The sequence below is a fragment of the Halomonas sp. NPDC076908 genome (assembly GCF_050269715.1).
Classification (GTDB): Bacteria; Pseudomonadota; Gammaproteobacteria; order Pseudomonadales; family Halomonadaceae; genus Vreelandella.
In genome coordinates, this window is sequence record NZ_JBNNIW010000013.1 from 45091 (window position 1) to 66473 (window position 21383).

Genomic DNA, 21383 nt, shown 5'->3' on the forward strand with positions numbered 1-21383 from the left:
CTCAGCGATTCAGAACTCGCGGCCCTAACTCAGTTAGCTAAAGGCAATGCTCTGACCCAGCAGCGCCAGGTAAAGCGCAAGGCCCGGCTGGCATCGGCTTTAACATTTTTTCATTCCACGTCAGCAACCTCAGAGACATCGAGGTCAGGTCTCAAAATACTAATGATCTCCGATGTCTACTTCCCCCGCGTTAATGGCGTCTCCACCTCCATTGCCAGTTTTCGCGCTGCCCTTGAGCGTATAGGTCACTCGGTCACGCTGATCTGTCCTGATTACCCCGTAGGCCAAGTGAATGAGCCGGGCGTGCTGCGCATACCCTCCCGCCAAGTACCCGGCGACCCTGAAGACCGCATGATGCGCTACCGGGATCTTCTCGCCCTGGCTGCTAAGTTGGCAGATGAAGACGTTGATCTTATTCATGTTCACACGCCCTTTACAGCGCACTATGCCGGAGTAGCACTGGGCCGCCAGCTTGGGTTACCCGTGGTAGCGACCTATCACACGCTTTTTGAAGAGTATATTCATCACTATATCCGCTGGCTTCCACGGCGCTGGCTACGCCTTGCTGCACGTAGGCTTTCAGTACACCAGTGTCAACAGCTCGACGCCTTAGTGGCGCCTTCACGGGCAATGCAGCAAGCGCTCACCCACTACGGCGTGACCACGCCCATCACTGTCATTGCCACGGGGCTAGCGCTGGAATCATTCTGCCAACCTCAAGATGACAGCGAATTTCGCGCTCACTACCACCTACCTAAAGAAGCGCGACTTCTGCTCTACGTAGGCCGCGCCGCCTTTGAGAAGAACATCGATTTTCTTATCGATATTCTGCCTCAGGTCTTAGCCGAACACCCTACTACCCGTTTGATCATTACCGGCGAAGGCCCTGCCATTGAATCGCTTGTACGACGCGCCCAGGAAGTTGGCGTTGCGGACGCCGTGCTGTTTCTCGGCTACCTCGACCGCCACGGCCCACTGCAAGCCGCCTACCGCGCCGCCGACGTTTTTGTATTTGCATCCCGCACGGAAACCCAGGGGCTGGTACTGCTGGAAGCGATGGCCCTGGGCACACCGGTGGTTTCCACCGCAAAGATGGGTACGCAGGATGTTTTGAAAGAAGGAGAAGGCTGCCTAATCGCCGAGGATAACCATGACGACTTCGCCACCAAGGTTAACCGCCTGTTAAGCGATGAACCCCTGCGCCAGCAGCTTGCCGAACGCGCCCAAACCTACGCCACGAGTTGGCATGAAGATGCCAAGAGCGTGGAGCTAGTGGAGCTCTATCAACAGTTGTTGGTTGATCATTTGGTTAATGCGAGGAAGTAAGTACCGGAATGCCGTGGACACTTTGTGGACACATTCAGGTGTATAGAGAGGGGAAAATCACAAGTTTCAGGCATAAAAAAAGGCACCTAAGTGCCTGATTTTAAAGATGGTGCCGGTAGCCAGACTCGAACTGGCACACCCGTAAAGGCGGCGGATTTTGAAGCCTTGGCGCACCTGCTCACTACGGCACACTGCATTGATTTTAAAGAATTTTCAGCTTTAAAGTAGCTCGTTTTGGCTCGTTGCAGCTCAAGAATGTCGTCACAATGTGGACTATTCACGTTCATTTGCCATTATTACCAAATAGGTATATATTTTTCCCATGGATAGCAAACCACCAAAACCCTTACGATGGGTAGCTAGCTCAAAAAAAGATCTCCAGGCCATGCCCGAGGATGTGAAAGATGTTTTCGGCTTCGCACTTCACTTGGCTCAATCTGGTTCAAAACATACTCAAACTAAGCCACTCAAAGGCTTCGGTTCGGCTGGGGTGCTTGAAGTTGTGGAAGATCATCAGGGAGACGCCTACCGTGCTGTTTACACAGTTCGCATCCAAGAAGCAGTTTATGTATTGCATTGCTTCCAAAAGAAGTCATCCAGTGGAATCTCCACACCTAAACCCGATATAGACAAAATCCGTGACCGATTGAAAGCGGCAGAACAACACGCCAAAGGAGAAACCTAATGATCATTGAAGAAAGCATCGGCAATGTCTACGACGATATCCACAGCAATGATGCCGCTGAAATGCTTATCAAGGCAAAGCTTGCCGCCAAGATCGGTGAGGTCATCAAGCATCGCCGTTTAACACAGGTCAAAGTATCCGAGTTGACCGGCCTGCCTCAACCTAAAGTGTCTGCCCTTCTTAAAGGCCAGTTTCGCGGCATCAGTGAATCCAAGATGCTCGAATGCTTAGCCCGCCTGGGCCGTGATGTACGTATTGTTGTGGGGCCAGCTCGCCCACGCTCTAAGCCTGGGCATGTACAGCTAGAGGTAGTTTAAATAAATATCTTTTTGTTAGAGGTTAATTAATAACCTCTACCTTTTTGTCCTTATGGTTTAGCCTCATTCTTTTAAGATCAACGCCTGCATCTGTACATACGGCATTTAAAATTCTATCTCTTCGAACTCTGTCGGCTCTTTCATGGCTTGCATCATCAAGTTCAAGCGCACAAAAAATACTAAAATCACTCTTATTGCACATTACATAATCAAAATGCCATTGTGATATTTGCCAAAACAATGATTTATACTCTTTTGTCCATGTTTGATATTTATTGATATTGGGTTGAACAATATCCACAACCCTTACTTGGCAGAATATATAATACTTATCCCCATATCCTTTTTCTAAAATTTTATACACATCCCTTTCAGTCGGCGTCATTAAAAACCTATTACCTTTATAAGCTTCTCCTTTTTTAATCAACGTTTCAGACAATGATTCTGATTTATTTTTTGACTTTTTATATTCGTTTGTTCCATTTTTGCTCTTTCTTTTTTTATTTCTACTCGCTTTTTCTTCATCATCCTCTTCTAATCCTTTAAAAAAGGCTTTCATGAAAGACCTAAATGTGCTTTTCACAATAAATATTTCAAGAAATTTTAGTGCTAAAATACCTATTACAATTATTAATATATAAGGTGTTAACGCATCTAAAATATTTAGATCTCCCATTACTCCCCTCGCCCTTTATCCACAATGCCTTCCCCCTGAATACCATCTATCCACAACCCTTTGTGCTAGTTGGTACCCGTCCCTGTTTGCTTCAACGTGCGGCGTGCCCTCTCTATATCGGGGCTTACTTGTCCGCACACTTCATCTACCTGATCCGTCATTAACCAAAGTGTGTATTTGGGCCACTGCTTACAAATAGCTTGCAGCATTTCCCCTTTTGGCGCTCTTCCAGCCTGTTCAATGCTTTCAACAGTTTTTTTATTGAAACCAATAAGTTGCGCAAATTCAGCGCGGCCAGACGTTTCGACCTCGCGTATTTCTCGCATTTTTTGGGCTAGTTCACTGGACATATACCAACTTCTTCGTATACTAAGTTCGTAGGCTACCAATTAATCGGTACACCCGCTCAGCAATTAGTGTATTAAAAAGTATTGCATCTGATTGCTGGTTTTGAAGATACCACAACATGCCACAGCGAGCAGGTACAGCATGGAAACGAGCAACACGCCCCACGTCCCCGCACCTCAGGTGCCTGTAATGACGATAGAGCGCTTCTCTGAACTCACTGGCCTTACTGCCGACACCGTTCGCGGTCAGATGAACCAAGGGAACCTCCCCATTATCAAGGTGGGTCGTCGTCGCCTCGTGAACGTCGCGCTCTTTACCGCTGAGTGCCTGCAATCGGAGGACTGGCACTAATGACTGCTATTGCCCACCAAGCTCCTGTGTACACCCTGGCAGCGTTCACCACGCACACTCTGGACGTTATAGGCACCTTTTACGCCGCTTCTCTACTTTGCGATGGCCGTTTCTATCGTGGCTGCAACCAGAACGGCTCTGTTCACCTACACGTTCGCGCTGATGGCATCGTAAAACTGTTTATCCCAACGGATCACCTGTTGACCCTCGACCTCTCAGGCGTCACCCATAACGATCTGATGGCCTTGATTGACAGCGAAGGTAAACGCTACCGCATTCGCTTTCCCAGCTACCGCGCTGCCCTGGCTTTCCTAGCACTGAACTACGGCGTTACCGACGCCCCAAGCGACCCAAGCACCACCGACTGCGCCCCCGCACCTGCCGACGCCTCCCCTCGTTCATCGGTAATTGTGGTACCGGCGCATCTATCCACACCCACACGGCTAACGCCCCGTCCGTTATCCACAACGGCCTTTAGCCCTTTTGGAGTTATCCACATGAGTAAAAAACAGCCCATCCGCGTCTTTCTCGACCCTGAAACCCATAGCCGCCACCTGATACAGGCGGGCACCAACGGCCTGACCTCTTCGGCGCTCTCAGAACGCCTGATTGAGTACGGCCTTGCCCAATTGGAACGCGGCGAAAAAGCACCGCTGGAAGCCCTTGCCCGTGCCGCCTCCCCCGCTCCCCACGGCTCAGAGGCCTAATACTATGTCCCCTGCCCGTCATCCGTCGCCCTTCGGTCGCACGGCGTACTTAGCCCGCCCCGGCGCGGCTGTCATACCCGAGGCACGAGCGGTTGACAGCCGTGCCGGGGTGGGCTGCCGTGCAGAAAGACCGAAGGGCCACGGAGGGCGGGCTGGGACCCCCTGCCTCGATTCCCGAGCTCTGAGGGAGCGGGGCCAGCGGTGCCTCCACGGGCTGGACTATGCACGCGCCGCCACCTACTACGCACAGGCTGAATACCTGGCACTAGTAAGCAGCGGCATTACACCTGAAACCACTGAGCTAGCCATTCTCGCGGATTACTGCCTAACCCAGGCCGCCAGAACCCAACGCTAACGAAAAGGAACCACCACCATGATCAACACCATTCAAGCCCACGTTATCGGTGCATCACGCTACAAGATGGATAACGGCGTTCAGGGCGCAAAAATTTCCATCATGCAGGCGGCCTCTGCTGATAACGAAAACGCTATCGGCAATCAGGTCAGCGTCATGACAGCGCCCTATGACATTTTCGACCAGCTACACGCCGCTGCCCCGCACATGCCCTGTGCGATGGAGCTAGATATCGAACTGCGCACCTCCTCAGCGGCAGCCGGTGGCAAAACCGTACTTCACGTACTTGCCGCCCGCCGACCCAACGCCACCGGTAGCCAGCCACAACCGGCTACCAACAGCGATAAAAAATAGGATTTTGAGCCATGGACACTAGCGAACTTTCCGGTCTGTGGCTCCTGGTTTATTGCGTCGGTCTCGTTCTCGCCTTCGGGATCGGCGCGATAAGTGGGGGCCAACGATGAACGACCCAAGCCTAACGTTTGTTGTTGGTTCTCTTTTCACGTCCTACGCCCTCGGTTGGGCCTTCGGACATATCGTCGTCATCACTAAGAAATTTATGGAGTCAGTCACATGACCATGAAAGCACTCTTCCAAAACGCAAAAAACGCCGTTCAGTCCACTCAAGCCAAGGTCGCTGCCGGTGCAACGGTCGCCATGGGTGCGGTGGGTAGTGCTCACGCGCAGGTAGCCGGTGCAGAAGCCGCCTTCACTGAGGTTCAGTCCGCCGGTGCTGATATGGCCGGTTACGCATGGCCGGTCGTGGCCTCCATCACCGCCGCGTTAATCGGTATCAAGCTGTTTAAGAAGTTTGCTAACCGCGCTTCTTAATACCGCTTTAAAAGGGATCAACCAAGGGGCGGAAACGCCCCTTTTTATATCGCGAGGGGAACATGATTAAAAAAGCCGTTTTATTAACTGTATCAGCGCCTTTTTTAATGGTGTTTTCTAGCTTTGCTCACTCCTCACCAACTTTTAGCACCCCTGCTGCTGGTAGTGGTTCTTTTGGTTCTCCGGCGGCTGCGTGTTCGGCTGCTATTGCCAATCATAACTCAGGTTTATCGGGTCATTGGTTGCAGTATAGAGGTATTAATGCTCTTGAGAGGAATCGCTATAATTGCATGCACCGTACTTGTTATGCTAATCCTTATGATCCCAGTCAACCCTGTGATCCTAGTGTAAGTTCTAATTTTAGGGTTAGTTCGAGCAATTGTTCTGGTTCCGATTATTGTTCTGCTCTGGCGCATAATCCTGAATTATTGCCTCAAAAAACGGACGAAGAGTGTGAGTCTGAAAATGGTGACTCTATTTCCGTTTCTGCTAGTTCTGCGAATTATTTAAATAGTGGTGGATCTGTTAAAACACATGGCGGCGCTTGTTCTATAACGGGTGCTGGTGGCGTTGTTGCTTGTTCGGGAACTGATGACAATATCTCTTGCTCTGTTCCTATTGACTCGACTTCTGCTGGTGAGTATGGACAGTTTAATCAGGATTCTTCGTTAAATGGCGGTTGGGGTGAAGGCGAGGGTACATTCTCGGTAATTGATTTTAATGTTCCTGAATATTTAAATGCGCTTCCTGGCGGTTGCTCTGACCCGTCCAGTTGCGTAACTATTGGCGATACGTCTTATTTAGTTGATTGGGATTCCGCGCCTGATTACTTTTCTTACGTTGACTCTAATGGCACCGTCCATTCTAAGCCTTCCAGTGGCGGTGGCGGAGGTGATAACGGCGGCGGTGATAACGGTGGTGGTGACCCAACTAACCCCACCGATCCCACTGATCCAGGCGGTGACAATGGCGGCGGGGATGGTGATACCGGCGGTGGCGATCCTGGTAACGACAACGGCGATAATCCTGGTGGTGGCGGTTCGGGCGGTGGCTCAACCGTACCGGATTTTGAATTTGATGAATCCGGCATCATTGAGGCTATCGGCTCCGCTGGCCGCTCTAACCGTAACGCAATTGATGCGCTATCAACTGACGTTACCGGCGCTATTTCCTCACAAACCGATGATTTAACGGCGTCTAATAACACTCAAACGCAAACTCTCTCAAATGCTATCGCTGACCAGTCTACCGCGTTTACCGCGGCGCTCGACGGTCAAACAGAAAACGTTACTGGTGCCATAGATACCCAAACAGGCGCTTTAACTGGTTCTCTGGATGCCCTCAGCACGTCCATTTTTGACGCTATTGCTAGCCTTGGTTTTGGTGAAGGGGATGGCGAAGGGGAAGAAGGCGATGGCCTTTTAGGCGGTATCTCTAACTTACTCAATGGCATGGTTGATAATCTTGCCTCTCGCTTTACCGAAGACCTCGGTACCGGTGACGACCTGTTCAACTCTTCTGGCTTGGATGACACCCTCGACGGTGTGGCCGCTCAAGAACAAGAACACAGCGACGAAATAAACACATTGATGGATGAGATCGGCGACGGTGCCACCTCCGACATTGCTGACCAAATTACCTCACGACTTCCCTCGCTGCCTTCCGGCAGCTGCGTCCCTCTCCAGTTCGGCCCTATGGAAATCTCCTGCCAGGCATTTAACACCATCAAGCTCTGGCTGACCTGGATCATCTATTTCTGGACGGTCGTTAGCATCGTCGACACCTTCTTTCGCTCTGAACAGAGGACGGCATAAATGGCACTTCCGGCAGTGCTCGGCATCGGCGCACTTATCAGCTTCTTCACGCGTGTTATTGAATGGTTCGTCACACGTATTGCCTCCCGCTTTACCAGCCGCTTAGCGGGCATGCTGGTATGGACAACGCTCTATATCACGCTTCTGGTGGCTCTCGCGTCCACGTTTGCGCTGATCATCAACGGGATCAATGCCTCACTCCCTTCTGAACTGGCTAACGGCATGGGTGCTGTGAAACCCGATAACCTTGAAGCCTGTATTGCTGCGATTTACAGCAGCAAAGTCGCCATGTGGGTCTTCCAGCAGAAAAAACAGCTGATTGATTGGGAGCAAGGGAGGCCCGTTCTCTAATGGCCGTTTACGTCGTCACCGGTAAATTAGGTGCCGGTAAAACCCTGGTTGCCGTGGGTAAGATCAAGGACAAGTTGATCCAGGGCTGTAAGGTCGCTACCAACCTGGACTTGAACCTGGATAAGCTGATTGGTGAAAACGCCAAGCTTACCCGCTGCTACCGCATCCCTGATAAACCCGTCCTGGCTGATCTTGAGTCTATCGGTACCGGTACCGACGAATACGACGAAAACAAAAACGGCCTGTTGGTGCTAGATGAATGCGGCACCTGGTTTAACGCCCGCTCTTGGAACGATAAAAGCCGCCAAGACGTGATCAACTGGTTTCTTCATGCCCGAAAACTGGGCTGGGATATCATTTTTCTTATTCAAGACTTGTCGATCATGGACAAGCAAGCCCGCGTTGCTCTTGCTGAACACGTGGTTTACTGCCGTCGCCTGGATCGGGTCGCCGTTCCCTTTGTCGGTGCTATTTACTCAGCGTTTGTTGGCTCCAAGATGCCTATGCCGAAAGTACACCTCGGAATTGTTAAATATGGCGACTCCCCGCAAAGCCTCACCGTGGAACGCTGGACCTACACTGGCCGCCACCTCTACCCCGCTTACGACACCAAACAAGCCTTCTCTGATCACTACCCCCACGGCACTTACTCCGTGCTGCCGCCTTGGCTCACCCACGGCATGCACCGCGTACCGCGTGACGCGAGGTTCTACATGAAAATGACCCGTATCTACTGGAAACGCTTTAACCGTCCGTTTCTCTCCCTCGCCTCGTTTGCGCTGGGCTGCTTTATCACCCTGTCGGTCTTGGTGGCCGATCGCGTTAACGCCCGATCGCCAGACGACATTCCCGTAGCACCGTTAGAACTGCCCGACCTGAGTACTGCCCGTATCGCCAGCTTTAGCCAGTTTGGCGACCACACCACTTACCGCCTCATTGATAGCGACCGCCAGTCCCTCACCACCGACGATCTCGCCCGCCAAGGCTTTGCCATCGTCCCCGTGAACGCCTGTCTTGTCCGCATAGAAAATGGAGTTACCCATGCTGAAATTCGCTGCTAAAACCGCTGCTTCGTTCGCCCTGGCCACGTTCATCGCCACCGGTGCCCAAGCCACCCCGATCCAGATGCAAGACACCGATATTCGGGACTTTGTGCGCTGGTACGTCGAGCAAACCGATACCCCGTTAGCCATCCACCCCACGGCCACAGGAACGCTCACGGTCTATGCCCCTAACGTACCGGATCACCAGTTAGATGAATTCTTTCAAGGCGTGCTGAGTTCACACGGCTACACCATCCTGCCCGGCAACCCGCCAACGGTGGCACCTGCTGATCAACGACCAGGCACTTCCAACACCCACCAACAAACACCAGGTGTTTTATCTGCACCAGGCGCACACGATCAAGCTAACGTGTTCGCCAACGTGCCCACCCTCACACCACCCCCAGAACCCCAGGCCACGCACCTATTTTCCTTCGACAACGTACGCGCTGACGACATTGCCCCACTGGTGACCAGCTTCCTGACTCAGAACGCCCAGGAAGGCACCACCATCCCGCGTGTGCAGGTACTCCATGCCTCGAATGCCATCTTAGCCAAGGGCCCAGAAAAACAGCTTGAGCAGCTGCAAGGGTTCATCCCCCAAGTAGATGTCGCACACCCTCAATTGCTGATTCAGGCGGTCATCTTTGAAACCACTGACGGGGATACTTTCGATCTAGGCGTATCGCTTGGCCGCGCTACCGGTAGCCGTGTCGCCGGTGGCTTCAACACCGCTAACTTAGGCACCTCGCTAGCCTCCTCCGGTGGCACCTTCGGGATCTTCGACGGCGATATACTCGCGTTTGCCATCAATGCCTTACAGCGCGACTCACGCTCTAACGTGTTATCCACACCGCAAATTCTCACGCTTTCCGGTAAGCGGGGCACCATCTCCATTGGTCAGAATGTGCCCTTCGTCACTGGCCGCGTGACCGGCGAATCAGCCGACGTTAACAGCCCCTTTCAAACCATCGAACGCCGCGACGTAGGCATACGCTTAAACGTGCTGCCGGTGGTCACCGCCTCCGGTCTAGTGATCATGGATATCACCACCTCCGCCGACTCACTCACGGATTCCCTATTAGCTTCCGACATCATTACCAACCAGCGCCAAATCAACACCACCGTCCAAATCCGCTCCGGCCAAACTCTGCTATTAGGCGGCCTCTCGTCACAGGATGACCGCTCCCAGGTCTCCGGCGTTCCTGGCCTCTCTAGCGTCCCTGTTGCCGGTCGCTTATTCCAAAACGAATCCACTTCCACCCAGCGCACCAACCTTCATGTCCTGCTTCAAGCCACCGTGCTACCCCGTTTCGACGCTACCCAGCTCGCCAACGTCCACGATCAAACCGGCTCTATCACAGCCAATCTCGTGGCGATGAACTGGCGGCAAGCGGTCGAGACCATCCCTGTAACACGTCTCGCAGAATAACAACGAAACCCGTTAACACAGCTCATTACAGCTCGTAGCAACATTTTAAAAATTTAAGGGAATAGGTCATGGAGCGTTGGAACCGTTATTCGATTGCCTCACTGGAGAAAGGCGAGCAAGACCCGTTTGGCAAGCTCTTGATCAGCTCCGCTGGTCAACGTGAGCTGGACAATATCCGTTTATTGAACGCAGGCGTGGACACGGTGAGGCAGCTTTACCAGGGCAAGCCTTGCCTCTACCAGTTCGATGAGATCATCAGGGTCTATAACGAAGGTCATGGGGCCACCATGGACGTATTTGATGTCACATGGTCAGTCGGTTCCGGCGCAGCCGGTTCAGGCTTCCGCTACCGACTCCAGAACAATGAGCTAGGCGTGATCGTGTTCTTCCAGGCTCGGCATACCAAGGTAGAGAACATTGGTACCCACCTGAAAATTGAGCTCTCGCCCCACTTCATCCAGGAGCGAAGCCCTCAGCAGTGCCAAGACTTCATGTACAACATCGCGGCTCACATGCTCGCCTATGTGGAACCGGTCGGCTGTGCCATTCACCTCGCCTTAGACGTCCAGGGCTGGGAGCCTCCCAAAGACTTCATGCCGCGCTTCGTGACCCGCTCTAAAAAGATCATGCGCATTGATGGCATCGACGAACTGCAGTTTGCTCACAACACCATTGCCACCACCTATGGCCGTGGTGAAACCTATATGTTTGGTACCGCTGGGGCGCTTCAATGCTGTATCTACAACAAGACGCTAGAAGCCAAACACCGCGACAAAATGCACCTATGGGAAGGCATCTGGCAGCACGCCGTAAAAGACGACCTCAGCCCCGCTTATGACCCTGACGAAACCGTGTGGCGTATCGAGCTGCGCTTCCACCAATCGGTACTCCGTGAGTATGCACAAGGCATTCCCTGCAACGTCGACACCGGTGAAGTGCTAGACGACTCCCATGGCTTCAACCGCTTCATTGATGTTGTCCCGCACCTCTCCGGCCTCTGGCGTACCGCGATGCAATCCTATCGCCTGGATACCCGTCGCAACCTGATTGATCCCGCATGGCAAGTCATGCAGGAAGACGCCCGCTTCTACTGTCATGAACCTGGCTTTCTCTACAAACGCGCTCGCAAAACACCAGGCTTAGGCAATGAAAAGAACGTCACCCTGGCGTTTGGCAACCTGATCAGCATCTACGCCCGCCAAGGTTTCCGCACCCATGAAGCAGTGCGCTACCTCCAACGCTCCGGCATGTGGGAAGACCTCGCAGAATACTACCGCCGTCGAGGGGTCGACTCCGGGCAATTCAGGCAGATCGTAGAGCAGAAATTGATAGAACGAAGATTGGTAGGAAAAGCAGCGTAATGACCATTAAGAAAGTCAAAACTGGCTGGAAAGTGGACATCATGCCCGAAGGACGATACGGCAAGCGTGTTCGTAAAACATTCCGTACCCAGGCAGAAGCAAAGCGCTTTGAAGGCAAAATACTGGCTAAAGCTGCCAGCGGTGAAAGCTATGCCACCCCTAAAAGGGATCGCCGTACCTTAAAAGACCTTATCAAACTGTGGTTTGACTACCATGGTCAATCGCTAAAAGACGGTAAACGCCGCTATTCACAGCTCAATAATCTGGCCGATATCATGGGCAACCCAACGGCGGCCACGATCACCCCCGTTGACGCCTCAGAGTTACGTCAGAAACGTCTTGAATCGGGCATAACACCCAACACGGCCAATCATGATCACGCCCACTTACGCGCTGTGTTTAACCAGCTCATACGGCTAGGGGAATGGAACAAACCTAACCCCTTCGCAAAAATGCAGCCTTTGCGACTGGATGAAAAAGAGCTCGCCTACCTAACCGATGAAGAGTTACGTCAACTTTTTAACGTACTCGAAAAATCCAACAATCCTGACGTCGGGCTAATTACCCGCCTATGCCTAGCCACGGGTGCGCGTTGGAGCGAAGCACAGACCCTAAGAGCAGAAATGCTTAGAAATGGCCGTGTCACCTTCACCGGCACTAAAAACGGCCGCAATCGCACCATACCGCTTAGCGAAGAGCTTTTTAAAGCCATCTCCCAGCATGGGCCACGTATCGGAAGGGTTTTCCGCACCGACGCATACAAGGCGTTCTCCGCTGCGGTGATTGAGGCAGGAATACAGCTCCCCAGGGGGCAGAGAACCCACGTTCTCCGTCACACGTTCGCCAGCCACTTCATGATGAACGGTGGCGATGTGCTAACGCTGCAGAACATTCTCGGTCACAGAACCATTGCTATGACAATGCGTTATGCACACCTTTCAGCCGACCATTTAGCCGATGCCATCAAGTACGCGCCTAAGCTCTGTTGACACTTTGTTGACACTTTTGGAATAGCGCCCAATAAAAAGGGCCTAGCGATGTAAGCTAAGCCCTTGATATATATGGTGCCGGTAGCCAGACTCGAACTGGCACACCCGTAAAGGCGGCGGATTTTGAATCCGCTGCGTCTACCAATTCCGCCATACCGGCAATGGATGCGCATTATACGTAATTAATGAGGCAGGTCAATCACATTGACTGACTTTATGCAGCCAAAGCGCTATCCTATGCCGCCTGTTTGATCAACGTTAAGAGCCATTACCCATGCAGCGCGCGGATTTTCACTTTGAGCTACCAGACGATTTAATTGCTCGCTACCCTTCTGAACAGCGTAGCGACTGCCGTTTGCTGTGCGTGGATGGCCAGAGCGGCGCGCTTGAGCATCGCCGCTTTCCTGATTTGCTTGAGTTTTTGGAGCCGGGCGATCTGCTGGTGTTTAACGACACCCGCGTTATTCCCGCACGCCTGCACGGCCATAAAGCTAGCGGTGGCAAGGTAGAGATGCTGCTTGAGCGCCCGCTGGATGCCCACCGCGGTCTGGCGCATATCCGTTCGAGCAAATCGCCGAAGCCGGGTACCGAGCTAATTTTCGAGGGCGATATTCACGCCATAGTAGAAGGCCGCCGTGATGCACTGTTTGAGCTGCGTTTTTTAGGCGATACGCCGATGATTGCGCTGCTTGAAAAGCACGGTCATATGCCGTTGCCGCCCTATATTACCCGCGAAGATGAGCTGAGCGACCGTGAGCGCTACCAAACCGTGTATGCACGGCGTGACGGCGCAGTAGCGGCGCCTACCGCGGGGCTGCACTTTGATCAACCGCTACTGGATGCGCTGGCGGATAAAGGGATTAATCGCGCCTTTGTGACGCTGCATGTCGGAGCCGGTACCTTTCAGCCGGTGCGCGTCGACAATATCCTTGAACACCATATGCACAGCGAGTGGATTGAAGTGACCGAGGAGACCTGCCAGCAAGTCCGCGAGACGCTGGCGGCAGGCAAACGGGTAGTGGCGGTTGGCACCACCAGCGTGCGCTGCCTGGAGAGTGCCTGCATGAAGAGTAGCGACGGGCAGATCGCTCCTTATAGTGGGGATACCGATATTTTCATCTATCCCGGTTACCAATGGCGCTGCGTGGATGCTTTAATTACCAACTTTCATTTACCTGAATCGACGCTATTGATGCTGGTGTCCTCCTTTGTGGGCTATGACACCATCATGCACGCCTATCAACAGGCAGTGGCCGAGCGCTATGCGTTTTTTAGCTATGGCGACGCCATGCTGCTGACCCGCAAGCCCGCTTAGTAAATAGCTGCGCCAGACGAACGAGTTTAACGAGTTACCTTAATATGCGAAACGAATGTTTTATGCGCTTTGAGCGCTTGGCCGAAGATGGCCGTGCACGCCGTGGTCGCCTCCATTTTCCCCGTGGCACGGTGGAAACTCCCGCGTTTATGCCGGTGGGCACCTACGGCACCGTGAAAGGCATGACGCCCGAATCAATCAAAGAGACGGGCGCTGAAATTATTCTTGGTAATACCTTTCACCTTTGGCTTCGCCCTGGTACTGAGGTGATTGAAGCCCACGGTGACCTGCACGACTTTGCTCAGTGGGATAAGCCAATTCTCACTGATTCCGGTGGCTTTCAGGTCTTTTCACTGGGCAAGATGCGCAAGATCACCGAGCAAGGTGTGCACTTCCGCTCGCCAGTGGATGGCAGCAAAGTTTTTATGGGCCCGGAAGAGTCCATGGCGGTGCAGCGCTCGCTAGGCTCCGATGTGGTCATGATTTTTGATGAGTGCACCCCCTACCCAGCCACCTTTGAAGAAGCTGAAAAATCCATGGAGCTGTCGCTGCGCTGGGCCAAGCGCTCAAGTGATGCCCACGGTGATTCACCTTCTGCACTTTTTGGCATTATTCAGGGCGGCATGCACCCAGCGCTACGCGAACGCTCGCTCAAAGGGCTGCTAGACATCGGTTTTGATGGACTGGCGATTGGCGGCCTTTCAGTCGGCGAGCCTAAAGAGGAGATGATTAAAGTCCTGGACTACCTGCCCACCTGGATGCCCGATGAAAAACCGCGCTATTTAATGGGCGTTGGTAAACCAGAAGATTTGGTTGAAGGCGTGCGTCGGGGGGTGGATATGTTCGACTGTGTGATGCCGACGCGCAATGCGCGCAACGGTCACTTATTCACCTCATTGGGCACCGTTAAGATTCGTAATGCTAAGCATCGCCATGATACACGCCCTCTCGATGAGGAGTGCGATTGCTATACCTGCAAGAATTTCTCGCGGAGCTATTTACACCACTTGGATCGCTGTAACGAGATGCTTGGCGCAATGCTCAATACTATCCACAACCTGCGCTACTATCAGCGCGTGATGGCTGATTTGCGCGCGGCAATCGAAGCGGGTACATTGACGACCTTTGTGGATGGCTTTTATGCCCAGCGCGGCATGCCGGTGCCTCCCCTAGCGAATTAATCGCCAGCTGCCTCTGGCAGATGGTTTAATCATCTCATCCCTTACTATTTCTAACTCAGGAGTTCTCTGCAATGCTGGATTTCTTCATCTCACCAGCCCATGCCCAAGAAGCCGCTGCTGGCGGTGGCATCGCGCAAATCGTCATGCTGGTCGGCTTCGTGCTGATTTTCTATTTCCTACTGTGGCGTCCGCAAGCTAAGCGCGCCAAACAGCACAAGCAGTTGGTAACAAGCTTGGATAAAGGCGATGAAATTGTGATTGGCGGTGGCTTGGTCGGTCGTATCACTAAGGTGAACGATGAGTTTTTGACCATCGAAATTTCTGAAGGCACCGAAGTTAACGTGCAGAAGAACGCCGTTGCTGCCGTATTGCCTAAAGGCACCATCAAGTCCATCTAAACCCTGCTTCACCCCTGCCGATACAGTGCCAGCCACCCCGGCAGGGGTGACATGGTATAAATGATGGTGAACTTTGCTGTGCACGGCTAGCCCGTGCACAGCATTCCGTTTGTAATTGAAGGCAGGGCTTGCATGCTCAACCGTTACCCCATGTGGAAGTATCTGCTGATACTGGTCGTCCTGGTGGTTGGCCTTATCTACTCGCTTCCCAACTTATTTCCCGCAGATCCCGCCATCCAACTTAGCAGCGCTCAAGGCGACTCACTGGATTCGCGTCAGATAGACCGTGTCGAAACCGCGCTTACTGAAAATGGCATCGAGATCAAAGCGCTCGAAGAGCAAAACGGTCAGTGGTTGATTCGTCTTGAACGCGACGACGATCAACTCAATGCCCGTGACATTGCCACCGACGTACTCGGCAATGAAGCGAGCGTGGCACTGAACCTTGCTGAAGCGACGCCCGACTGGCTACAGGCATTTTCCGCCTCACCGATGACACTTGGTCTCGACCTACGCGGCGGCGTGCACTTCTTGCTAGAAGTGGACATGGACGCAGCGCTTACCCAACGTCTGGAAGTCAATGCCAGCGCCATGCGCGAACTGCTGCGCAGCGAACGAATCCGTTATCGCAATACCGATGTGGAGGCGCGCTCGCTATCCATCGACTTCGCCAGCGCAGAAGACCGCGACACCGCTCGGCGCTTAATTAGCCGCGACTTTCCTGACTTTGACTACTCAAGCGAAGGGGATGGCCGCACCTCCAGGCTAGTGATGTCGCTAAGCGATCAATCCGTTAACGAAATCCAGGATTATGCGGTTAACCAAAACCTGACAACCCTGCGCAACAGGGTCGATGAGCTGGGCGTAGCCGAGCCAATGGTTCAGCGCCAGGGTCCCAACCAGATTGTGGTGGAACTGCCAGGGGTCCAAGACACCGTCGCCGCCAAGCGGATAGTAGGGGCCACCGCTAACTTGGAATTCCGCCTGGAAGCCCGCAACGACACGCCGGACCTTGAAACCGAAACGCATACCTTCCGTAATGACCCATCGCGCTCAGCAGAGCTAATGCGTGATGTCATCATTACCGGTGACAGTGTTTCCAGCGCCAGCAACAGCTTTGATGAAAATGGTCGTCCCCAGGTCAATATCAATCTGGACGGCACGGGCGGCACGCTAATGAACCGCGCCACGCGCACCAATATTGGTCGCAACATGGCGGTGCTGTTCATTGAGCACAAGAGCGAAGATAGCGTGGTGGTCGACCCGGAAACGGGCGAAGAGACCATCGTACGCGAGCCCTACGTTGAGCGCGGCCTGATCAGTCTTGCTACAATTCAAAGTGCGCTGGGTAACAGCTTCCGCATTACCGGGCTAGACTCGCCAACAGAGGCCGCTGAGCTTTCGCTCTTGCTACGTTCTGGCTCACTCGCAGCGCCTATCTACTTTGCACAAGAGCGCACCATAGGACCCAGCCTAGGCGCGGAAAATATTGAGCGCGGCCTGCTCTCGGTCCAGATTGGCTTGCTGCTTGTCGTGCTGTTTATGCTGGTGCGCTACAAAGTCTTTGGCGTGTTTGCCAATCTGGCGCTGGCGTTGAATTTAACGCTGCTGATTGCCGTGATGTCTGTACTGGGGGCTACCCTGACCCTACCAGGTATTGCCGGTATCGTGCTAACGCTGGGGATGGCAGTAGATGCCAATGTACTCATCTTCGAGCGCATACGCGAAGAGCTGCGTAATGGCATGTCGATTCAACAGGCGATTCATGCGGGCTATGAGCGCGCCTTCACCTCTATCGTCGATGCCAATATCACGACGCTACTGGTAGCGGTCATTCTGTTCTCGATTGGTACCGGCCCGGTGAAAGGCTTCGCCGTAACGCTTTCCATCGGCATTTTGACGTCGATGTTCACCGCCCTTGTGGTGACTCGTGCCATGGTCAACTTGGTTTATGGCAGCAAACCCGTCAAAAAGCTGTGGATTTAAACCACGCGCTTAGCCCAGAACTTAAGAGGTGGTAATGAAACCCCTAACACACCTGCGAATCGACTTTATGGGACGGCGCAAGCTTGCGTTCGCCGTCTCTGCCGTCATGCTTATCGTGTCGATTGGTGCCATCCTGCTCCTACAGCTAAACCTGGGATTGGACTTTACTGGCGGCACGCTGATCGAAGTGCGCTACGGCGCAGCTCCTTCATTAGATGCCATTCGTGTCCTGCTTGAAGAGAACGGCTTCCAGGATGTCTCTGTGCAAACCTTTGGGGCATCGACAGAAGTCTTAATTCGCCTACAGCAGGCATTTGATGCGGATGTGGGCGCGGAAGTGGTTAACCTGCTGCGTGCCGATGGTGCCAGCGTCGACTTGGTTCGTGCTGAGTTTGTTGGCGCCCAGGTAGGCGACCAGTTACGCGACCAAAGCGGCTTAGGCCTGTTGGTAGCGCTAGGCGTGGTAATGCTCTACGTGGCGCTGCGCTTCCAGTACAAGTTTGCGATTGGCGCTCTGCTTGCCCTGCTGCACGATGTGATTATCGTGATCGGCGTTTTCGCTCTATTTCAGCTCGATTTCAACCTCACCGTCCTGGCCGCGATTCTGGCCGTTATCGGTTATTCGTTAAATGACACCATCGTAGTGTATGACCGCATTCGTGAAATGATCCGCACGTCGCGGATTGACGACATGCCACAGATATTTAACGAAGCGATTAACGCTACGCTTTCGCGCACCCTAGCAACGTCGGGCACCACCGTATTGGTACTGCTTGCGCTACTGCTGCTCGGCGGGGATATGATTGAGAACTTCGCCATTGCACTGCTTATCGGCATCGTGGTGGGTACGTTCTCTTCCATTTACACGGCGGCCGCGCTGTTGATCCCGCTTAAGTTGTCGCGGGAAGACTTGATACCCACAAAGAAAGAAACCGACGAAGAAGAGGAAGAGCTGCCTTAACGCTAGCCGTACAGGTAATTCTTCTGGCATGCCAAAATGCCCCTGCTGGTTTTCCCAGCAGGGGCACTTTGTTTTAGCCGTGAAAGACTAAATGGTGTATTTAAAAGTGCGGCGCCAACTGCTTGATCAGCGCTTTATAAAGACGTGGCCCTGCGGCCATTAGTTGACCTTCAACCTGCACGCTTGGCTGGCCGTCGGGGGTGCCCATTAAAGCGCCCGCTTCTTTCAAGAACAGCGTGCCTACCTGCATATCCTGCTCTTCCAGACCCAGGACAAAAGCGCTGTCAACGCGACCGCTAGCCAATTCGCACATGTCTAACAGGCCACAGCCTGACGCCAGCAGCGTTTCAACTTGTGGGGCCAGTTGCTGTGCAATAGTTAAGTAGGCAGGAAGATGACGGGGGCGTAGCCACACTTCAGGCAGGCTCATCGACAGGCGCGTACCGCTGATGGCGGTAGGCTTGCTTACGCGCATACGCTTGTCATTGTGCTGGGCGCCGCGACCACGGCTGGCGATGTATTCATCGTCGGCGAACGGGCAGATAATCACTGCGTGCTCGGGACGACCTTTAATAAGACACACCACTGAGAGTGCAAAGCCCTTACCGGCAACGGCTAAATTGGAGTAGCCGTGCATCGGTTCAATTTTCCAGACGATATCCTTACCTTCGCCTTCACCCGCTTTGTGCGGCGTAAAGCGACCGGTAACACCGTGCAGGGGATAACCGCGTTCCAACTGTTGAACAATCGTCGCTTCGGCCTTGCGCGCTGTCTCATCGAGCAGGCGGTCAAGGTTAAATTCTTCGTGGGCGTTTTCAATACGTTCGCGAACACGTAGAAAGTGTTCAACAGCGCCACGTGCAGCACGCAGCGTAAATTGGACCATCGGATTCATGGTTGGGCCTTGTCACAGTGATGTTAAAGAACGTGATGCTTAAGAACCTGCATCTAGCTGCACTTGGCAGCCTTTGGCGCGCAATTCTAGCAGACCGCTCTCGGGCATGCCATCGACTCATGATAGACTGCGCGTTTTACACCTTAATGATCACTTGCTCTTTTTGCAGAGCCTTATTCACCGAGCCCTATCATGCTTGAGCGCATTCGCATTGTATTAATCGGCACCAGCCACCCCGGCAACATCGGCGGCGTGGCACGCGCCATGCACAATATGGGCTTGGCAGATTTAGCCCTTGTCGCCCCCCGCTGTGAGGTGATTACTCAGGACAGCATTTCCCGTGCCTCCGGCGCTGATCACCTGCTACATCAAGCCCATGTGTACACCACCCTAGAAGAAGCGGTGGCCGACTCCACGCTGGCGGTGGGCGCTAGTGCGCGCTCGCGTACTCTGCCCTGGCCCATGCTGTCACCCAGGGAGCTAGCTGATCGCTTGCCTGCAGAGTGTAAGCCTGAAGGCGCACGCGTAGCGCTGGTGTTTGGTCGCGAGGATAGCGGCCTCACCAATGCAGAACTACAACGCTGCCACGCACACGTGCATATTCCTACCAATGCCGATTTCAGCTCGCTTAATTTGGCAGCAGCAGTTCAGGTGCTGGCCTATGAGTGCCGGATGGCGTGGCTGGACCAAGCCAACCTAGACCAAGCCGACGCCCCATCAGCATTGCCAAGTGGCGACGAAGCGCTGTCGACACATGCAGAACTAGAGCACTATTTTGAGCATTTAGAGCGCACGTTGATTGCTATTGATTTTCACGACCCTGCACAGCCGCGGCAATTAATGGCGAGACTGCGCCGTTTGTATTTGCGCGCCCGGCCAGAGCGCATGGAAATGAATATTTTACGCGGAATCTTATCGGCAACGGAAAAAGCGGCCCATCGCAAGCAGCCTTAGCGATACCCGCTGGATGAGGTTGAATAGCCTAAACTTGAAGTTGACGCTGCGCGCCCCAACTTCGCTATTCTGCTAACGTTATTCCACTGCTGAAATATCAATAGCGCGTTCTACTACTTCAGCAGTTAGTCGCCGCCCCTTAACGCCAAGGAACACCTCATGTTTCAACGTCTACGTGAAGACATCAACAGCGTATTTGACCGCGACCCCGCCGCACGTAACTTTCTTGAGGTGCTGACCAACTACCCTGGCCTGCACGCCCTGCTGCTGCATCGCTGCGGCCACTGGCTGTGGAAGAAAAACCTAAAGTGGCTGGCGCGGACGCTGTCGACGTTCTCACGCTGGCTTACCGGCATTGAAATTCATCCGGGTGCCACAATAGGTCGGCGGTTCTTTATCGATCACGGCATGGGCGTGGTGATTGGTGAAACTGCCCAGGTGGGCAACAACGTCACGCTGTATCAGGGTGTCACCCTGGGCGGCACCAGTTGGAATAAAGGCAAACGTCACCCCACACTCGAAGATGGCGTGATTGTCGGTGCAGGCGCCAAAATACTGGGCCCTTTCACCGTCGGCGCCGGGGCAAAAATTGGCTCCAACGCGGTGGTCACTAAAGAAGTGCCGCCAGGCGCAACGGTGGTCGGTATCCCAGGTAAAATTGTCAAACGTGCCGACCCTGATGTGGAAGAGGCATTGGATGTTGACCCTGCCCGGCGTGAAGCCATTTGCCAGAAATTTGGCTTTGATGCCTACGGCGTCAGCCAGGATATGCCCGATCCTGTCGCCCGCTCCATGCAGGCCATGCTTGATCATATGCATGCCGTGGATGAGCGTATTGAGCGCATGTGCTCTACCCTGCGCAAGCTTGATGCCAACTACCGTGACGGACAATTGCCAGCGCTGCGGGATGAAGACTTTGCCGACATACTGGATGAGCATGATACCGGCTGCCCCGGTGTCGGCAAGCGCTCACCAGTAGCGCCAACAGCCGAAGCGACTAGCGAGCAAGAAACGCTACCACCGCGTAATGGTTGACCAAAGCACTCAGGTTTTCCCATAATGGCGACACATTTGCCGTTAGTACGCTGAAGGTTCAGCGTCGAGGGG

General features: G+C 53.5%; 25 protein-coding genes and 1 tRNA gene. 22 read left to right on the forward strand and 4 right to left on the reverse strand.

Features of this window, described 5'->3' with window-relative positions; translation table 11 throughout:
- Nucleotides 1-162 precede the first annotated feature (162 nt).
- The 3 genes from ACQKE4_RS09700 to ACQKE4_RS09710 all read left to right on the forward strand — a co-directional run bounded on the left by ACQKE4_RS09700 (nucleotide 163) and on the right by ACQKE4_RS09710 (nucleotide 2328).
- On the forward strand, nucleotides 163-1326 hold the full coding sequence (locus ACQKE4_RS09700) for a glycosyltransferase (RefSeq protein WP_427388111.1): 1164 nt from the start codon (nucleotides 163-165) through the stop codon (nucleotides 1324-1326).
- Nucleotides 1327-1648: 322 nt separating this feature from the next.
- Entirely contained in the window at nucleotides 1649-2011 is a 363-nt protein-coding gene (locus ACQKE4_RS09705; RefSeq protein WP_427388112.1) for a type II toxin-antitoxin system RelE/ParE family toxin, read from the forward strand.
- Nucleotides 2011-2328: a helix-turn-helix domain-containing protein gene (locus ACQKE4_RS09710; RefSeq protein WP_427388113.1), complete on the forward strand. Its 318-nt coding sequence runs from the start codon at nucleotides 2011-2013 to the stop codon at nucleotides 2326-2328. The genes ACQKE4_RS09705 and ACQKE4_RS09710 overlap by 1 nt, the downstream gene beginning before the upstream one ends.
- A 22-nt stretch (nucleotides 2329-2350) precedes the next feature.
- On the opposite strand, the gene ACQKE4_RS09715 is transcribed toward ACQKE4_RS09710, so the two are convergent.
- Nucleotides 2351-3004 (reverse strand): DUF2726 domain-containing protein, encoded by a 654-nt coding sequence (locus ACQKE4_RS09715; protein WP_427388114.1) that lies wholly within the window; start codon nucleotides 3002-3004, stop codon nucleotides 2351-2353.
- Nucleotides 3005-3069: 65 nt separating this feature from the next.
- Nucleotides 3070-3354 (reverse strand): hypothetical protein, encoded by a 285-nt coding sequence (locus ACQKE4_RS09720; protein ID WP_427388115.1) that lies wholly within the window; start codon nucleotides 3352-3354, stop codon nucleotides 3070-3072.
- 139 nt (nucleotides 3355-3493) lie between these two features.
- On the opposite strand from ACQKE4_RS09720, the gene ACQKE4_RS09725 reads away from it, so the two are divergent.
- From ACQKE4_RS09725 to ACQKE4_RS09780, 12 genes are all read left to right on the forward strand, one after another.
- Nucleotides 3494-3703 (forward strand): DNA-binding protein, encoded by a 210-nt coding sequence (locus tag ACQKE4_RS09725; protein WP_290836507.1) that lies wholly within the window; start codon nucleotides 3494-3496, stop codon nucleotides 3701-3703.
- Complete coding sequence (locus ACQKE4_RS09730) at nucleotides 3703-4410, forward strand: hypothetical protein (RefSeq protein WP_427388116.1); 708 nt, start codon at nucleotides 3703-3705, stop codon at nucleotides 4408-4410. The genes ACQKE4_RS09725 and ACQKE4_RS09730 overlap by 1 nt, the downstream gene beginning before the upstream one ends.
- 4 nt (nucleotides 4411-4414) lie before the next feature.
- On the forward strand, nucleotides 4415-4765 hold the full coding sequence (locus ACQKE4_RS09735; protein ID WP_427388118.1) for a hypothetical protein: 351 nt from the start codon (nucleotides 4415-4417) through the stop codon (nucleotides 4763-4765).
- Between the two features lie 18 nt (nucleotides 4766-4783).
- Nucleotides 4784-5119, forward strand: a complete 336-nt coding sequence (locus ACQKE4_RS09740; protein ID WP_427388119.1) for a hypothetical protein — start codon at nucleotides 4784-4786, stop codon at nucleotides 5117-5119.
- Between the two features lie 11 nt (nucleotides 5120-5130).
- Nucleotides 5131-5229, forward strand: a complete 99-nt coding sequence (locus tag ACQKE4_RS09745) for a tail virion protein G7P-2 (protein WP_427388120.1) — start codon at nucleotides 5131-5133, stop codon at nucleotides 5227-5229.
- A gap of 109 nt (nucleotides 5230-5338) precedes the next feature.
- Nucleotides 5339-5596, forward strand: coding sequence for a major coat protein (locus ACQKE4_RS09750; RefSeq protein ID WP_427388122.1), 258 nt, complete (start codon nucleotides 5339-5341; stop codon nucleotides 5594-5596).
- Between the two features lie 62 nt (nucleotides 5597-5658).
- Entirely contained in the window at nucleotides 5659-7410 is a 1752-nt protein-coding gene (locus ACQKE4_RS09755; RefSeq protein WP_427388123.1) for a hypothetical protein, read from the forward strand.
- Nucleotides 7411-7761: a DUF5455 family protein gene (locus ACQKE4_RS09760; RefSeq protein WP_427388124.1), complete on the forward strand. Its 351-nt coding sequence runs from the start codon at nucleotides 7411-7413 to the stop codon at nucleotides 7759-7761.
- A complete protein-coding gene (locus ACQKE4_RS09765) occupies nucleotides 7761-8822 on the forward strand; it encodes a zonular occludens toxin domain-containing protein (protein WP_427388125.1) in 1062 nt (353 codons plus the stop codon). Before ACQKE4_RS09760 ends, ACQKE4_RS09765 begins: the two co-directional genes overlap by 1 nt.
- Nucleotides 8803-10236, forward strand: a complete 1434-nt coding sequence (locus tag ACQKE4_RS09770; protein WP_427388126.1) for a secretin N-terminal domain-containing protein — start codon at nucleotides 8803-8805, stop codon at nucleotides 10234-10236. Before ACQKE4_RS09765 ends, ACQKE4_RS09770 begins: the two co-directional genes overlap by 20 nt.
- Nucleotides 10237-10304: 68 nt before the next feature.
- On the forward strand, nucleotides 10305-11597 hold the full coding sequence (locus ACQKE4_RS09775) for a hypothetical protein (protein WP_427388127.1): 1293 nt from the start codon (nucleotides 10305-10307) through the stop codon (nucleotides 11595-11597).
- On the forward strand, nucleotides 11597-12586 hold the full coding sequence (locus ACQKE4_RS09780; RefSeq protein ID WP_427388129.1) for a phage integrase: 990 nt from the start codon (nucleotides 11597-11599) through the stop codon (nucleotides 12584-12586). The genes ACQKE4_RS09775 and ACQKE4_RS09780 overlap by 1 nt, the downstream gene beginning before the upstream one ends.
- A 73-nt stretch (nucleotides 12587-12659) precedes the next feature.
- On the opposite strand, the gene ACQKE4_RS09785 is transcribed toward ACQKE4_RS09780, so the two are convergent.
- A tRNA-Leu gene (locus ACQKE4_RS09785) sits at nucleotides 12660-12746 on the reverse strand.
- Between the two features lie 114 nt (nucleotides 12747-12860).
- Between ACQKE4_RS09785 and queA the strand changes: the two genes are divergently transcribed.
- The 5 genes from queA (at nucleotide 12861) to secF (ending at nucleotide 18427) form a co-directional block, all read left to right on the forward strand.
- The gene (gene queA, locus ACQKE4_RS09790; RefSeq protein ID WP_427388130.1) at nucleotides 12861-13901 is read left to right on the forward strand and encodes a tRNA preQ1(34) S-adenosylmethionine ribosyltransferase-isomerase QueA; all 1041 of its coding nucleotides are present in this window, start codon (nucleotides 12861-12863) and stop codon (nucleotides 13899-13901) included.
- 62 nt (nucleotides 13902-13963) lie between these two features.
- A complete protein-coding gene (tgt, locus tag ACQKE4_RS09795) occupies nucleotides 13964-15082 on the forward strand; it encodes a tRNA guanosine(34) transglycosylase Tgt (protein ID WP_427388188.1) in 1119 nt (372 codons plus the stop codon).
- 71 nt (nucleotides 15083-15153) lie between these two features.
- Nucleotides 15154-15480: a preprotein translocase subunit YajC gene (gene yajC, locus ACQKE4_RS09800; RefSeq protein ID WP_290836520.1), complete on the forward strand. Its 327-nt coding sequence runs from the start codon at nucleotides 15154-15156 to the stop codon at nucleotides 15478-15480.
- Between the two features lie 132 nt (nucleotides 15481-15612).
- Complete coding sequence (gene secD, locus ACQKE4_RS09805) at nucleotides 15613-17466, forward strand: protein translocase subunit SecD (RefSeq protein WP_427388131.1); 1854 nt, start codon at nucleotides 15613-15615, stop codon at nucleotides 17464-17466.
- A 34-nt stretch (nucleotides 17467-17500) separates the two neighbouring features.
- Nucleotides 17501-18427, forward strand: coding sequence for a protein translocase subunit SecF (gene secF / locus ACQKE4_RS09810; protein ID WP_427388132.1), 927 nt, complete (start codon nucleotides 17501-17503; stop codon nucleotides 18425-18427).
- A gap of 100 nt (nucleotides 18428-18527) precedes the next feature.
- Here the strand turns inward: secF and ACQKE4_RS09815 are convergent, their stop codons facing one another.
- On the reverse strand, nucleotides 18528-19322 hold the full coding sequence (locus ACQKE4_RS09815; protein WP_427388133.1) for an inositol monophosphatase family protein: 795 nt from the start codon (nucleotides 19320-19322) through the stop codon (nucleotides 18528-18530).
- Nucleotides 19323-19514: 192 nt separating this feature from the next.
- Here ACQKE4_RS09815 and ACQKE4_RS09820 point away from each other — a divergent pair, with 192 nt between their 5' ends.
- A complete protein-coding gene (locus ACQKE4_RS09820; RefSeq protein ID WP_427388134.1) occupies nucleotides 19515-20276 on the forward strand; it encodes an RNA methyltransferase in 762 nt (253 codons plus the stop codon).
- A gap of 159 nt (nucleotides 20277-20435) precedes the next feature.
- A complete protein-coding gene (gene cysE / locus ACQKE4_RS09825; RefSeq protein ID WP_427388135.1) occupies nucleotides 20436-21311 on the forward strand; it encodes a serine O-acetyltransferase in 876 nt (291 codons plus the stop codon).
- Nucleotides 21312-21383 lie beyond the last annotated feature (72 nt).

What these genes read in the sequence shown, in the direction of transcription:
- ACQKE4_RS09700 (WP_427388111.1), top strand. Translation starts at nt 163, where the DNA reads ATGATCTCCGATGTCTACTTCCCCCGCGTTAATGGCGTCTCCACCTCC.
- ACQKE4_RS09705 (WP_427388112.1), top strand. Translation starts at nt 1,649, where the DNA reads ATGGATAGCAAACCACCAAAACCCTTACGATGGGTAGCTAGCTCAAAA.
- ACQKE4_RS09710 (WP_427388113.1), top strand. Translation starts at nt 2,011, where the DNA reads ATGATCATTGAAGAAAGCATCGGCAATGTCTACGACGATATCCACAGC.
- ACQKE4_RS09715 (WP_427388114.1), bottom strand. Translation starts at nt 3,004, where the DNA reads ATGGGAGATCTAAATATTTTAGATGCGTTAACACCTTATATATTAATA.
- ACQKE4_RS09720 (WP_427388115.1), bottom strand. Translation starts at nt 3,354, where the DNA reads ATGTCCAGTGAACTAGCCCAAAAAATGCGAGAAATACGCGAGGTCGAA.
- ACQKE4_RS09725 (WP_290836507.1), top strand. Translation starts at nt 3,494, where the DNA reads ATGGAAACGAGCAACACGCCCCACGTCCCCGCACCTCAGGTGCCTGTA.
- ACQKE4_RS09730 (WP_427388116.1), top strand. Translation starts at nt 3,703, where the DNA reads ATGACTGCTATTGCCCACCAAGCTCCTGTGTACACCCTGGCAGCGTTC.
- ACQKE4_RS09735 (WP_427388118.1), top strand. Translation starts at nt 4,415, where the DNA reads ATGTCCCCTGCCCGTCATCCGTCGCCCTTCGGTCGCACGGCGTACTTA.
- ACQKE4_RS09740 (WP_427388119.1), top strand. Translation starts at nt 4,784, where the DNA reads ATGATCAACACCATTCAAGCCCACGTTATCGGTGCATCACGCTACAAG.
- ACQKE4_RS09745 (WP_427388120.1), top strand. Translation starts at nt 5,131, where the DNA reads ATGGACACTAGCGAACTTTCCGGTCTGTGGCTCCTGGTTTATTGCGTC.
- ACQKE4_RS09750 (WP_427388122.1), top strand. Translation starts at nt 5,339, where the DNA reads ATGACCATGAAAGCACTCTTCCAAAACGCAAAAAACGCCGTTCAGTCC.
- ACQKE4_RS09755 (WP_427388123.1), top strand. Translation starts at nt 5,659, where the DNA reads ATGATTAAAAAAGCCGTTTTATTAACTGTATCAGCGCCTTTTTTAATG.
- ACQKE4_RS09760 (WP_427388124.1), top strand. Translation starts at nt 7,411, where the DNA reads ATGGCACTTCCGGCAGTGCTCGGCATCGGCGCACTTATCAGCTTCTTC.
- ACQKE4_RS09765 (WP_427388125.1), top strand. Translation starts at nt 7,761, where the DNA reads ATGGCCGTTTACGTCGTCACCGGTAAATTAGGTGCCGGTAAAACCCTG.
- ACQKE4_RS09770 (WP_427388126.1), top strand. Translation starts at nt 8,803, where the DNA reads ATGCTGAAATTCGCTGCTAAAACCGCTGCTTCGTTCGCCCTGGCCACG.
- ACQKE4_RS09775 (WP_427388127.1), top strand. Translation starts at nt 10,305, where the DNA reads ATGGAGCGTTGGAACCGTTATTCGATTGCCTCACTGGAGAAAGGCGAG.
- ACQKE4_RS09780 (WP_427388129.1), top strand. Translation starts at nt 11,597, where the DNA reads ATGACCATTAAGAAAGTCAAAACTGGCTGGAAAGTGGACATCATGCCC.
- queA (WP_427388130.1), top strand. Translation starts at nt 12,861, where the DNA reads ATGCAGCGCGCGGATTTTCACTTTGAGCTACCAGACGATTTAATTGCT.
- tgt (WP_427388188.1), top strand. Translation starts at nt 13,964, where the DNA reads ATGCGCTTTGAGCGCTTGGCCGAAGATGGCCGTGCACGCCGTGGTCGC.
- yajC (WP_290836520.1), top strand. Translation starts at nt 15,154, where the DNA reads ATGCTGGATTTCTTCATCTCACCAGCCCATGCCCAAGAAGCCGCTGCT.
- secD (WP_427388131.1), top strand. Translation starts at nt 15,613, where the DNA reads ATGCTCAACCGTTACCCCATGTGGAAGTATCTGCTGATACTGGTCGTC.
- secF (WP_427388132.1), top strand. Translation starts at nt 17,501, where the DNA reads ATGAAACCCCTAACACACCTGCGAATCGACTTTATGGGACGGCGCAAG.
- ACQKE4_RS09815 (WP_427388133.1), bottom strand. Translation starts at nt 19,322, where the DNA reads ATGAATCCGATGGTCCAATTTACGCTGCGTGCTGCACGTGGCGCTGTT.
- ACQKE4_RS09820 (WP_427388134.1), top strand. Translation starts at nt 19,515, where the DNA reads ATGCTTGAGCGCATTCGCATTGTATTAATCGGCACCAGCCACCCCGGC.
- cysE (WP_427388135.1), top strand. Translation starts at nt 20,436, where the DNA reads ATGTTTCAACGTCTACGTGAAGACATCAACAGCGTATTTGACCGCGAC.